General features: G+C 62.0%; 10 protein-coding genes and 1 pseudogene. 2 read left to right on the top strand and 9 right to left on the bottom strand.

Going from position 1 to position 12369, the window contains the following annotated elements; translation table 11 throughout:
- Positions 1 to 53: 53 nt before the first annotated feature.
- Together ACN0SY_RS09480 and ACN0SY_RS09475 are read right to left on the bottom strand one after the other, a co-directional pair.
- Positions 54 to 1055 carry a sugar ABC transporter substrate-binding protein gene (locus ACN0SY_RS09480; RefSeq protein WP_417686662.1) on the bottom strand — a complete coding sequence of 334 codons (1002 nt, stop codon included), beginning with the start codon at positions 1053 to 1055 and terminating at the stop codon, positions 54 to 56.
- A gap of 24 nt (positions 1056 to 1079) precedes the next feature.
- Positions 1080 to 2054: an ABC transporter permease gene (locus tag ACN0SY_RS09475; RefSeq protein WP_417686660.1), complete on the bottom strand. Its 975-nt coding sequence runs from the start codon at positions 2052 to 2054 to the stop codon at positions 1080 to 1082.
- A 257-nt stretch (positions 2055 to 2311) separates the two neighbouring features.
- On the opposite strand from ACN0SY_RS09475, the gene ACN0SY_RS09470 reads away from it, so the two are divergent.
- Positions 2312 to 3268, top strand: a complete 957-nt coding sequence (locus tag ACN0SY_RS09470; RefSeq protein WP_417686658.1) for a helix-turn-helix domain-containing protein — start codon at positions 2312 to 2314, stop codon at positions 3266 to 3268.
- A gap of 175 nt (positions 3269 to 3443) precedes the next feature.
- Positions 3444 to 3706, top strand: a pseudogene (locus ACN0SY_RS09465) (IS3 family transposase); the annotation flags it as partial.
- Positions 3707 to 3782: 76 nt separating this feature from the next.
- On the opposite strand, the gene kdgD reads toward ACN0SY_RS09465, so the two are convergent.
- Genes kdgD through araD form a run of 7 tightly spaced genes read right to left on the bottom strand, consistent with a single transcriptional unit; the run spans position 3783 to position 12367 of the window.
- A complete protein-coding gene (gene kdgD / locus ACN0SY_RS09460) occupies positions 3783 to 4688 on the bottom strand; it encodes a 5-dehydro-4-deoxyglucarate dehydratase (protein ID WP_417686656.1) in 906 nt (301 codons plus the stop codon).
- A gap of 11 nt (positions 4689 to 4699) precedes the next feature.
- On the bottom strand, positions 4700 to 6226 hold the full coding sequence (locus ACN0SY_RS09455) for an aldehyde dehydrogenase (NADP(+)) (RefSeq protein WP_417686654.1): 1527 nt from the start codon (positions 6224 to 6226) through the stop codon (positions 4700 to 4702).
- A 22-nt stretch (positions 6227 to 6248) separates the two neighbouring features.
- Positions 6249 to 7775, bottom strand: a complete 1527-nt coding sequence (locus ACN0SY_RS09450; RefSeq protein WP_417686652.1) for a UxaA family hydrolase — start codon at positions 7773 to 7775, stop codon at positions 6249 to 6251.
- Complete coding sequence (locus ACN0SY_RS09445) at positions 7772 to 8497, bottom strand: ribonuclease activity regulator RraA (protein WP_417686650.1); 726 nt, start codon at positions 8495 to 8497, stop codon at positions 7772 to 7774. Before ACN0SY_RS09445 ends, ACN0SY_RS09450 begins: the two co-directional genes overlap by 4 nt.
- 39 nt (positions 8498 to 8536) lie before the next feature.
- Complete coding sequence (locus tag ACN0SY_RS09440; protein ID WP_417686648.1) at positions 8537 to 9442, bottom strand: dihydrodipicolinate synthase family protein; 906 nt, start codon at positions 9440 to 9442, stop codon at positions 8537 to 8539.
- Entirely contained in the window at positions 9432 to 10637 is a 1206-nt protein-coding gene (locus tag ACN0SY_RS09435) for an L-talarate/galactarate dehydratase (protein WP_417686646.1), read from the bottom strand. The genes ACN0SY_RS09440 and ACN0SY_RS09435 overlap by 11 nt, the downstream gene beginning before the upstream one ends.
- Entirely contained in the window at positions 10637 to 12367 is a 1731-nt protein-coding gene (gene araD / locus ACN0SY_RS09430) for an L-arabinonate dehydratase (protein WP_417686644.1), read from the bottom strand. The genes ACN0SY_RS09435 and araD overlap by 1 nt, the downstream gene beginning before the upstream one ends.
- Positions 12368 to 12369: the final 2 nt, after the last annotated feature.

The following is a 12369-nucleotide window of genomic DNA, read 5'->3' as shown; positions in this document are numbered from 1 at the left end:
TCAGGAGTAGGGGCCGGCGCGTCCCTGGTCAGGCCGCGCCGGCAGGGAGGCGGTTACTTCTGACCGGGCAGCGCCCAGCAGGAGCCGGGCTCCATGTTGTCTTTCGTCAGGAACTGAAGCGGCGTGAACAGGGTCGTCTTCATCGAGCCGGGCTCCTGCTTGAGCTGCAGAAGCTGCTTGATCATGTTCGCCATGTCGCGCGCCTGACCGGGTACGTGATAGACAACAACTTCCGAGTAGGTGCCGTTCTCAAGGCCGTCACAGGCAGACTTGTTGCCGCCGCCCTGGGTCAACAGATAGACGTCCTTGCCGGATTCCTTGATGGCCGCGGATGTACCGACGTCCATCACGTCCCAGAAACCGGTGATCGCGCACAGGTCCGGATGCTGCTGGATCACAGTCGTGGCGATGTTCTTGGCCTTGGTCGCATCCCAGTCTGCCGCCTGGTTTGACACCAGTTGGATTTCCGGGTGCTGCTCCAGGATATTGCTGATGCCCTTCATCTGATAGGCACTGGCGGCGGCGGTCAGAACGCCCTGGGTGATCGCCACCTTGCCGCTGCCGCCGTTTTCTGGAGAGCAGACCTCGACCATGCGCCGGCCAATCGCTTCTCCCATGCCGACATAGTCGGCGCCGATGAAGGCGTCCGTCGAATAGCTGGACCGCATGTTCACCTGCACGACGTAGATTCCTGCCTCCTCGGCCTTCTTCAAAAGGCGTGCGTAGGATTGTACGTCCGGGTTGTGAACCACAAGGACGTCTGGCTTTTCTGAGATAAGGGCAGTGATCGCCTGGGCACCTGCAGCTGTGCTCCAATTGGGGTCGCGGATGTCGAACTGGATTCCAAGCGGCTCAAGTGCTTCCTTGAGCCCGGCAGCCCAGCCTTCGGTCAGGTCGAAACCCATTGCAACCGGAACATAGGCCACCCGCTTGCCGGTGAAAGAACTGTAGTAGGCCTCTCGCGTCGGGTCGTCGATACCCTGAGCGAGGAGCGGTGTCGCTGCTACTGTGAATGCGGCAGTCATGGCGAATGCCAGTTTCTGGATCGTCTTCATGCTTTCCTCCCAATGAAAACGGACTCAAATGTCCCCTTGTTGCGCTGTTTGCTCGTCGCGGGGATTCAGGATCGTGTCGATCACGATTGCGGTCAGAAGAATGATGCCCTTGATGACGTTCTGGACCGTGTATTCGATGTTCATGATGGTCATTCCGTTCAGCAGAACGCCGATCAGCAGGGTCCCGACGATCACGTTGCTGACACGGCCACGGCCACCGGACAGGCCGATGCCGCCCAGCACGACCACCAGGATGACGTCATAGATGAAGGTGGAGTTGGCGATGCGGGTGTTCATGCTGGCGACCGAACCCGCGGTCACCATCCCGGCAACGAAGCCTATCGTCGAGGACAGCATGTATTGCAGGACGATAATCGGGCGCGCAGGTACACCGGTGATCCGTGCGGCCTGCAGGTTGTCCCCTACTGCACGCAGGTAGCGGCCATACTTCGTGTATCGCAGGAACAGTGCCGCCCCTGCACAAACCAGCAGGAAAATGTAAATGGGAACCGGGATGCCCATGAGCCGCCCTTGGCCAAGCCAGAGCAGGCTGTTTGATACTTCGGGCATGTAGATGACGTCGAGGCTGAACAGGAAATAGCGGCCGAAGCCGTAGATTGCCGTACCCATCGCGAGTGTTGCGAAGATTGCGGGTATCTCGACATAGGCGATCAGGATGCCATTGATCGCGCCGACCGCAAGGCAGAAGCAAAGCCCGAGGAGAACCGCTTCTGGCGTTCCCACTCCCACCGAAATCAATTGCAGGGCCCAGGCGACCGAAATTGCCATCGTCGCCACCAGCGAAAGGTCGATGCCGCGGCCGATGACGACCAGCCCCATCGCGACGCCCAATATGCCCAGGATGGACACGCTTCGAACCAGATTGAGCAGGTTGGTGGCGGTCAGAAAACCCGGCAGGGTGACCGCGAAGCCCAGACACAGGAGGATCGCCAGAGCGAATACGATCTGTTCCTGGCTCAAACGTCCGGCAATCTTCATTCCAGTCTTCCCTCCGCCAAGTGAAATCGCGGCATCTCTCGGGATGCCTTGACGCAGAGACTATGACCGGGGCCGGAACCGTTCTTGTTTGAGCGTGCAGTATTTGTTGCCTGAGAGTGCACAGCATGAATGCTGCTTGTCTGATATTCACACGCACGTTAGTGTATTGAAGTCATAAGCCGGAAAAGAAGCTTATGCGCATACGGCGAACTGACAGTCGCCATATGATTTAGAGACGTCTGGCTGGGGAGGAGCCGATGGATCTTGTTTTCACGACCGACAGGTTTGCGCGCGAGGACCGTTACAAGGCCTGGCAGTCCGCGATCTGCGATTTCTATGTTCACGTCGACGTGGATGCGACGGAACCTGAGGACTATCGTGGCTTCATAAAGGAAGCGCAGTTCGGCGATGTGATGATGAGCGATATTCTGCTGTCAGAGCAGCGGATCAAGCGAAACAACCGTCACATCTCCCGTATCGACAAGGACTGCTACTACCTGCAACTGGTCCATTCTGGGCACCTCAATATTGTGCAGGATGGGCAAACCCTGAATACGAATGCGGCGCGCGGGGCAATCTTCTGCGCGACCGAGCAATATGAATTGCAGGTGCTTGGCGAGGCGCGAGCCTTCTACCTCGAGCTCCCGCGGCAGGCATTTGCCAGTCGGTTTCCGAAGGAAGAGGTTCCGATTGTCGCCACCATGAACACGACAATGGGCCTTGGCCGGATTGCCACGGAATTCTGCTCCATGTTGGCGATGGAGGGCGCGCGTCTTGCTCCGGAAACCAGAGCGTGCCTTGGCAGTCAGCTCATGGATACCTTGGCCCTTGCATTGATGACGAGCGCCGCAGACCTCCCGGGTAGCGAGGGGTCCGTGCAAATGGCGCGGTTGCGCTCTGTGCAGCAATGGATCGAGCAGAATCTCGGCGACCCGGCCCTCTCACTTGAAAAGGTTGCCTTCGCCAACGGCATGTCGGTGCGATACCTGCATCAGGTTTTCAAGCACTGCGAAATGTCCGCTTCCGAGTGGATTTGGAACCGTCGCCTGCAACTTTGCTACGATCGCCTGTCGCGCGGAGAGCGGCGATCGATTACGTCGATCGCTTTCGATCACGGCTTCAACAGTTCAGCGCATTTTTCGACGATGTTCCGGCGCAAGTACGGCTTGGCCCCCAGAGAGCTGGCACGGTCGGTTCAGGGCGAAGAAGATTGATCGTCGGGATTCGGCACATATGATCGCGCTTATAGGATTGTCGTATAGGGGATTGACTAGCCCTTGGATCTATCGACGCCTTCTTTCCCAAACTTGGGGCGAGGAGGCGTTCATGCGCAAAGGTAACGTCACTGCGAGTTCAAGCGCGATGCGGTGCGCCAGATTACCGAGTGAGGCTATCTGGTTGCGGAGATTTCGCAGGAAGCTGGGCCATTCCGATCAGGGTTCCAATTCACGAGCGTGGATTCGGCCAACTTCCTTCGACACCACAGTATGGTTCGCCGCATGAGCCGGTGCGGCAATTGTCATGACGACGCTGTTGCCGAAAGCCTCTTCAATCTGCTCAAGCGCGAAAGAACAAGACACCGGACCTGAAGGATCCGCGTCGAGAGCAGGCAGGACGTGCCCGGCTACATCGAGACGTTCTGCAACCCGCAAAGCGGTGTATTCAATGTTGAGCGGCAGGGCATCCAAACCGCTCAGACTTGGATGCCCCCAGTGACCGTTCTGGCTGCTACCTGAAACCGGAGATCAAGGTCTTGAGCATCTGGCGCTCTTCGTCCGTCAGGTCGGTCAGCGGCGGGCGAACCGGACCTGTCTCAAACCCTTTCAAGGCAACGCCTGCCTTGATGGCGGACACGGCGTAGCCGGTCTGGCGGTCGCGGATCTTCGCGAAGGGATAGTAGAAATCGCGCAGCATGTTGTTGCACGCTGCATCATCCCCGGCCTTGAACGCCTTGTGGAAGGCAAGAGCCGTTTCCGGAACGAAATTGAACACCGCCGACGAATAGGTATCGACGCCGGCGCCGCGGAAGGCCTGGGCGAAGAGTTCGTGCGTCGGCATGCCGCCGATGTAGGCCAGCCGGTCGCCCAGGCCGACGGTAATCCGCTTCACCGTGTCGATGTCGCCAGTGCCGTCCTTGAAGCCGATCAGGTTCGGGCAATCGTCGGCCAGCCGGGCGAGCGTATCCGCGGAGACCACGGACTGGCCGCGGTTGTAGACGATCACGCCCATGTTCGTGGCCTTGCACACGGTGCGAATATGCGCCTCGATGCCCGCCTGCGGTGCTCCGATCAGGTAATGCGGCAGCAACAGGATGCCGTCGGCCCCGGCGTCTTCGATCGCCTGCGCCATCTCGCAGGCGAGCTTCGTGCCGTAGCCGCAGCCGGCGATGACGGGTTGGCCGGGCTGGGCCGCGCGGGCGGTCCTGACCACCTCGACCACTTCGCCCGGGGTTAGCGAGAACAGTTCGCCGGTTCCGCCTGCGACGATCAGTCCGGCGATCTTGTGCGGGCTCAACCATTCCAGATGCGCGGCAAAGGCTTTCGGATTGAAGGCATCGTCGGCATCGAACGGCGTGACGGGAAAGGACAGCAATCCGGAGCGGATGATGTCACGCAGATCGGTGGGGGAAATCATGATCGTAATCCTTAGCGTAAATCGAGCGGAAGCAGGTCGTCCGGCAGGTTCTGGTAACAGACCGGACGCAGGAAGCGGCGGATCGACAGGGTGCCGACCGATGTGGCGCCGAAATTTGTCGAGGCCGGATAGTGGCCGCCATGGACCATGGCGTCGCAGACTTCCACACCGGTGGGGAAGCCGTTGGCGAGCAGGCGGCCAGCCTTGCGTTCCAGGATGGGCATCAGCTTCTGCCCGTCTTCGGTGTCGCCTGCGTCCATATGCAAGGTGCAGGTCAGCTGTCCCTTGAGCGTGTGCGCAAGTTTCAGCATCTGCTCCATGTCCTTGACCCTGACGATCAGGCCGAGCGGTCCGAAGACCTCCTCGCCAAGCACCTCGTTTGTCAGCCAGGCGTCGCCCGTGGTGGCGTAGAGATAGGGCGTCGCGGTCCGCCCGTTGCAGTCGGTCGTCACCACCGCCTCGACGCCGCTGACATCCTTGATGTGGTCACGGCCGTTCCGGTAGGCGGACGCGATGCCGTCGGTCAGCATTGTCTGCGGGCCGATGGCTTCCAGCGCCTTGCCAGCGGCTTCGGTGAAGGCGTCCGCGTCCGGTCCTTCGATCACCACCGCGATGCCGGGATTGGTGCAGAACTGCCCGGCGCCCATGGTCAGCGATCCGGCCCAGCCTTGCGCCAGTGCCGCCCCGCGGGCGTTCAGCGCCTCGGGCAGAAGGAACATCGGATTGACGGATCCAAGCTCACCGAAGAAGGGAATGGGGTTCTCACGTGCAGCGCACAGGTCGAACAGCGCCCGTCCGCCGCGCAGCGAGCCGGTGAAGCCGACGGCGGTAATCAGCGGATGAGTGACAAGCGTGGTGCCGACATCGCGTTTGCCACCCTGGATCAGGCTGAACACGCCGGGATGAACGCCGCAGGTCTCGATTGCGGCCTTGATGGCCTCGGCGACGATCTCGCCGGTGCCGGGGTGGGCGGAATGTCCCTTGACGACAACCGGGCAACCTGCGGCCAGGGCCGCCGCCGTATCGCCGCCGGCGGTGGAGAAGGCCAGCGGGAAGTTCGACGCGCCGAAAACGGCGACGGGGCCGACGGGACGCTGCACCATTTTCAGGTCCGGTCGGGGCAGGGGCGCACGGTCGGGCAAGGCCTCGTCATGACGCCGGTCAAGGTGGTGTCCGGCCAGGATATGCTGGGCAAACAGCCGGAGTTGACCGGTGGTGCGTCCGCGCTCGCCTTGCAGCCGTGCCTCGGGAAGCCCCGTCTCCTGTGTTCCGATTTCGGTGATCTGGTCCGCCCGGGCTTCGATTTCGTCCGCAATGGCGTTGAGGAACTGCGCCCGGGCTTCTCGAGACGATGACCCGTAGGACCAGAAGGCATCTTCGGCCGCCTCGCAGGCACGGTTCACCAGATCGGCCGAGCCGACTGAAAAGGAATGCGCCGGGCCGTGCGCGGGCTCCGACAGAAAGCTCGCTTCCCCGCCAACCCAGGCTCCGGCGATCAAATGATTGCCGTGAGGGGCAAAGCCCTGTTTCTCGGTCATGTCTCAGGTTCCTTGTGGTTTGTCAGCCGGTGACACCAATCGGCCAGGGGGCGAATTCCTCGGCGCCGATACCCAGCGCCTCGCTCTTCGACCGGGCGCCGGAGGCAATCGACAGAATTTCGTTGAAGATCGTCCGGCCCATGTCGTCGAGGCTGGCTGTGCCGTCGAGGACAGGACCGCAATTGATGTCCATGTCGCCCTGCATGCGGGCGTACATCTGCGAGTTGGAGGCAAGCTTGATCGTCGGGGACGGGTAGGAGCCGAAACAGGATCCGCGACCGGTGGTGAAGCAGATCAGGTTCGCGCCACCCGCGATCTGTCCGGTCGCCGCAACCGGGTCGTAGCCGGGGGTGTCCATGATGACGAGGCCGCGCGCAGTGACCGGCTCGCCGTATTTATAGACCGCCTCGATCCCGGTCGAGCCGCCTTTCTTGGATCCGCCGAGCGCCTTTTCGATGACGTTCGCCAGACCCCCGGCCTGGTTCCCCGGGCCGACAACGCCCTGCATCTGCACGTCCTTGCCGTTGGTGTAGTCGAGCCACCAGCTGATGCGGTCCAGAAACGCCCGTCCCGTCGCCTCGTCCCGGGCGCGGGAGGTCAAGGTGTGTTCGATGCCGTAGAGCTCTGGCGTCTCGGAAAGAATGGCCGTGCCGCCGTTTTCGACAAGCAGGTCCACGGCACGTCCGAGGGCAGGATTGGCCGAGAGGCCGGAAAATCCGTCCGACCCGCCGCATTGCAGTCCGATGACCAGGTGTTCGGCGGATTGCGGCGTACGGGAGACCGAATTCGCTTGGGCCAGCATCTTCGAGACCTTGGCGATCCCATCCTCGATGGCTGCCGCCGTGCCGCCGACGGATTGCATGCGAACCGTTTGCAGGGAGGTCCCGATTTCTATTGCCGCCGCTTCGAAGAACCGGTCGAGGTTGTTGCGTTCGCAGCCAAGGGAGCAAACCAGGGCAGCGGCGACATTCGTGTGGGTGATATAGCCCTTGAGCGTCCGTTGGAGCAGGTCCATCGGCTCGCCGGTCATTTCCATTCCGCAGCCCTGCTGGTGGATGAAGGGAATGACGCCGTCGACGTTCGGGTAGTCGGCAAGTCTTTCGGGCGTGAAATGGGCCGCGATGCGCCGCGCCACCGTGGCCGCGCAGTTCACGGTGATGAAGATGCCGATGTAGTTGCGCGTTCCGACCCTTCCGTCCGCGCGGGCGTAGCCGTCGAACGTGGCGCGCTCAGCCGCGGGCAGAACGGCCGCCGGGACATAGTCCTGGGCGAACCGGTAGTCCTTCTGCACGTCGTCCATCAACACGTTATGGGCATGCATCCAGGTGCCCGGGGGGCAGTCGCCGCCTGCGAAACCGATGACCGTGGCGTATTTCAGCACAGGCGCGCCGGCGGAGATCTTCTGCGTCGCGATCTTGTGCCCGGCCGGAATGTCTTGCAACGCGGTGATGCCCTCGGCGCGGATTTCTGTCCCGGCGGGGATATCGGCCAGCGCGACAACCACATTGTCGGCCGGGTCGAGCCGGACTGTTCGCCCGTGGTCGTTCATCGGTCGTTTTTCTCGCGCCAGGCTTTGAACCTGGCGAGATTTTCTTCCTGTGTCGCGGGGTAGAGGCCGATGATGGTTTCACCAGCTTGTACCTGTTCGAGGGCAAAGTCCTCGTAGGCAGTCATCTCGGTCGCTTCCGCAGCGACTTCATCGGCCAGATGCGCCGGAATGATGATCACGCTGTCGTCATCGCCGACGACGATGTCGCCCGGGAATACAGGCGCGTCGCCGCAGCCGATCGGCACATTGATGTCGATGGCTTCGTTGATGGTCAGGTTCGTCGGGCTGGACGGGCGGGAGTGATAGGCCGGCATCTCCAGTTCGCCGATGTTCATGGCGTCGCGGAACCCGCCATCGGTGACGACGCCTTCGCCGCCGCGCACCATCAGCCGGGTGATCAGGATGTCACCTGCGCTCGCCGCCGTCGCATTCTTGCGGCTGTCCATGACGAGCACGTGTCCCGGGGGACAGGTTTCGATGGCATGGCGCTGCGGATGCTTGGGATTGCGGAACTCGACCAGCTGGTTGCGGTCCTCGCGCGCCGGCATATAGCGCAGAGTGAAGGCGGGGCCGACCATGTTGCGCCCCTTGGGCTTGACCGGTCGCACGTCCTGGATGACCTGATGGCGCAGGCCACGCTTGTAGAGCGCGGTTGCAAGGGTTGCGACGGACACATGGCGGAGCTTTTCGATCGTGTCTGGATTGGGGGAAGTTTCGGTCATGGATTTCTCTTTAGATGCGCGGGGGATACCACCGCGATGTCAGGCTTTGATCAGGCCATTGGCCCGCATGAAATCGGTGAGACGGGCGAGCTGGTTTTCGCTCAGCGGCCAGGCCGCCGGCGGGCGCGCGGCACCGCAGTCTTCGCCCATCAGAGAAAGTGCTGCCTTGACGCCGGGTACATTGGCGCCGCCCTGTTCCTCGGCGCGAATGTCCTCGAACACCTGCATTTCGCCGATCAAGGTGCGTGCCGTTGCGAAGTCGCCCGCCTCCAGAGAGGAATTGATCGCCACCGAACACTCGGGCCAGACATTGATAAGGCCGGATGTAAAACCTCTGGCGCCGACTGCGTAGAAGGCGGGGGCCCAGACTTCGGCAAGGCCGCCGGTCCAGATGATGTGATCCGGGGCCGCTGCCATAGCGGCTTTCAGCTTCATGGGATTGGGCGTCGCCCATTTTACGCCGATGACGTTGGGGATCCGGCAAATGCTGGCGATGGCATCCGTGCCGATGGCGTCGTTGCGCAGGTAAAGAACCAGCGGCAGTCCGCCACCGGCTTCCTGAACCGCGCGGATGTAATCCTCGATGCCGCGCGGCGCGACGAACGGGTCGGGCGGCTGGTGGATCATCAAGGCATCGGCACCAGCCGCAGCAGAGGCCTCCGCCAACCGGCAGGCATCGCGAATGCTGCGCCCGACACCGGCGACCAGTGGCACGCGTTTGGCGATGTGACGGGCGGACGCCTCAACCATCGCAACAGCTTCATCGGTGGTCAGACCGTAGAACTCGCCCGTGTTGCCATTCGCCGTGAGGACATGAACACCGGCCTTGATCGCGCGTTCGACCACCGGGGCCTGCAGATCGGGGGCAATCTCGCCTGCGGCATCGAATGGCGTGACGAGGATCCCGGACACACCGGTCAGGGCGCGGGCAAGATCATGCGGCATTGAAATCTCCAAAGGTCTGCGAGGCGACAACAAGATCATGCGCCCTGTCCGACAGGCTCAGTCCCAATCCGGGGCGGTTCGACACATGCATGCGTCCGTCGCGGATTTCGTTGTGCTCGTTGAAAAGCGGGTCGTAGAACTCGAAATGCTCGACCCAGGGCTCGGTCGGGAAGGCGGCAGCCAAATGCAGGTGCAGCTCCATGACCATATGCGGCGCCAGTTGGACCTGGTTGGCTTCCGCCATCGCCATCACCTTCAGGAACGGCGTGATGCCGCCGATCCGTGGTGCATCCGCCTGGCTGATGTCGCAGCCGCCAAGGCCGATCAGTTGAAAGTGTTCCTGGGGCGAGGTCAGCATTTCCCCGGTGGCGATCGGAGTGGCAAGGGCACGCGCCAGTTCCGCGTGGCCTTCGAAATCCCAGGCATCCAGGGGTTCTTCGATGAAGCCCAGTCCCATGTCGTCGACGATGCGGCCGAACTGCAAGGCATAAGCCCGGTCCCATTGCTGGTTCGCGTCGATCATCATGGTGATGTCGCCAGGCAGATGCGCCCGCAGGGCATCGATCCGCTTCAGGTCTTCCTGTCCGTCCGGCTGGCCGACCTTCATCTTGATGCCGCCGATCCCGCGTTCGAGCGAAGCATCGGCGGCCGCTTTCATTTCGGGAATGGACGCCTGCAGAAACTGGCCGGAGGAATTGTAGATCCGGCAGGAATCGCGATGCGCGCCGAACAGCTTGGCAAGTGGCAGATTGGCCCGCCGAGCCTTCATGTCCCAAAGGGCCACGTCGAGGGCGCAGATGGCCTGGTAGGCCGCGCCGCCGCGCCCGAGCGAGATGGATTGCCACGCCAGCCGTTCCCACAGGCGGGCGATGTCATTCGGATCCTGCCCGGCAAGGAGCGGCGCCAGTTCGCATCCGATGCCATAAAGCGCGGAACCACCCGCCCTCAATGTGTAGCTGAAGCCAAGGCCGCGGTGCCCGTCCTCGCTGACCAGTTCGACGAACAGCAGCTCATGCGCCGCCAGGGGCGTCTGGCGTCCGGTCAACACCTTGGCGTCTGAAATCGGCTTGTCCAGCGGCAAGGTGACATGCATCACCCGTCCGCCCTTGATCGCATCTTGGGATGCGGAACTCTTCGGGATCCCGGCCAGCGGCGGGCGGGCAGGAATCCGGCGGGTGGAAAGATCAAGACTCATCAGAAGATTTCCGGTTCGCTGACAGGTTTGCCGAATTCGGTGCGCAGGAAATCGAAGTCGCAGCCCTTGTCGGCCTGCTCAACGTGCTTGGAGAACATGTACCCGTAGCCACGCTCGTATCGCGGTTCCGGCGGGATCCAGTCCTTGCGCCGCTGTTGGAGTTCTTCGTCCGAAATGTCGACCCGCAGGATGCGGTTGGGCACATCAAGCTCGATGATGTCGCCAGTGCGGATCAGGGCCAGCGGTCCGCCGACAAAGGATTCGGGGGCGACGTGGAGTACACAGGCGCCGTAGGACGTGCCGGACATGCGGGCGTCGCTGAGGCGGACCATGTCGCGGTGACCGTCCTTCAACAGTGCCTGCGGCATCGGGATCATGCCCCACTCGGGCATGCCCGGCCCGCCTTGCGGACCGGCATTTCTCAGGACCAGCACATGGTCGGGGGTCATCGGGTAATCGGGATCGGAGACGATCTTCTTCAGTTCCGGATAGCTGTCGGCAACGATGGCCGGGCCCGAGTGTTTGTGGAACTTGGGGTCACAGGCCGCCGGTTTGATCACCGCACCGTCTGGTGCGAGGTTGCCGCGCAGGACGGCAAGCGATCCTTCGTGGTAGACCGGGTTGGTCAGCGGCCGGATCACGTCTTCGTTGTAGTTCACTGCCGGGCTGATGTTCTCGCCGAGTGTCTTGCCGTTCACCGTGATGGCCGACAGGTCCAGCTTGTCGCCGAGTTCCTTCATGAGCGCGGGCAGACCGCCGGCATAGAAGAAATCTTCCATCAGGTATTCGCTGCCCGACGGGCGGATGTTGGCAAGGACCGGAACTTCGTGGCCAATCCGGTCCAGATCATCGAGCCCCCAGTCAATACCGGCACGCTTTGCCATTGCGATCAGATGGATGATCGCGTTGGTCGAGCAGCCGGTGGCCATCGCAATCACGGTGGCATTGGCTGTCGCTGCGGGGGTCACGATCTTGTCGGGGGTAAGGTCTTCCCAGACCATGTCAACGATACGGCGACCGCACGCCGCTGCCATCCGTTTATGTCCCGCATCCGGCGCGGGGATTGATGAAGCACCAGGCAATGTCAGTCCAAAACCTTCGGCGATCGACATCATGGTGCTGGCAGTGCCCATGGTCATGCATGTGCCGTAGCTTCGGGCGATGCCGCCTTGGACACCATCCCATTCTTCCTTGCCGATGTTGCCCGCGCGCCGTTCGTCCCAGTATTTCCAGACATCCGTACCTGAGCCCAGTTTCTGCCCGGCATAGTTCCCTCTCAGCATCGCGCCGGCAGGCATGAATATGAAAGGGAGACCCGCTGACAGTGCGCCCATGACCAGTGCTGGTGTTGACTTGTCGCAACCGCCCATGAGAACCACGCCATCGATCGGGTGGGAGCGGATCGTTTCCTCGACTTCCATGGCCCCCATGTTGCGATAGAGCATGGATGTCGGTTTCAGGAACTGTTCGGAAAAGGAATGCACCGGCATTTCGACTGGCATTCCGCCAGCCTGGTACACGCCTTTTTTCACGAACTCCGCCCGGTCACGCAGGTGATGGTGACAGGGGGAAAGGTCCGACCAGGTGTTGATGAGCGCGATGACCGGCTTGCCTTCCCAGTCATCACCGTCAAGACCCATCTGCATGGCGCGTGATCGGTGACCCATGGAGCGCAGGTCATCCGGTGCAAACCAGCGGGCGGACCGGAGGTCTTCGGGGCGTTTTGTCATTC

This window comes from Roseibium sp., from assembly GCF_048261595.1.
Taxonomy (GTDB): domain Bacteria; phylum Pseudomonadota; class Alphaproteobacteria; order Rhizobiales; family Stappiaceae; genus Roseibium.
Note: the sequence above shows the minus strand (reverse complement) of the source record. Positions and strands in the feature narration are given on the sequence as shown.

Coding starts and splice junctions, on each gene's coding strand:
- ACN0SY_RS09480 (WP_417686662.1), bottom strand. CDS start 1,055: ATGAAGACGATCCAGAAACTGGCATTCGCCATGACTGCCGCATTCACA.
- ACN0SY_RS09475 (WP_417686660.1), bottom strand. CDS start 2,054: ATGAAGATTGCCGGACGTTTGAGCCAGGAACAGATCGTATTCGCTCTG.
- ACN0SY_RS09470 (WP_417686658.1), top strand. CDS start 2,312: ATGGATCTTGTTTTCACGACCGACAGGTTTGCGCGCGAGGACCGTTAC.
- kdgD (WP_417686656.1), bottom strand. CDS start 4,688: ATGATTTCCCCCACCGATCTGCGTGACATCATCCGCTCCGGATTGCTG.
- ACN0SY_RS09455 (WP_417686654.1), bottom strand. CDS start 6,226: ATGACCGAGAAACAGGGCTTTGCCCCTCACGGCAATCATTTGATCGCC.
- ACN0SY_RS09450 (WP_417686652.1), bottom strand. CDS start 7,775: ATGAACGACCACGGGCGAACAGTCCGGCTCGACCCGGCCGACAATGTG.
- ACN0SY_RS09445 (WP_417686650.1), bottom strand. CDS start 8,497: ATGACCGAAACTTCCCCCAATCCAGACACGATCGAAAAGCTCCGCCAT.
- ACN0SY_RS09440 (WP_417686648.1), bottom strand. CDS start 9,442: ATGCCGCATGATCTTGCCCGCGCCCTGACCGGTGTGTCCGGGATCCTC.
- ACN0SY_RS09435 (WP_417686646.1), bottom strand. CDS start 10,637: ATGAGTCTTGATCTTTCCACCCGCCGGATTCCTGCCCGCCCGCCGCTG.
- araD (WP_417686644.1), bottom strand. CDS start 12,367: ATGACAAAACGCCCCGAAGACCTCCGGTCCGCCCGCTGGTTTGCACCG.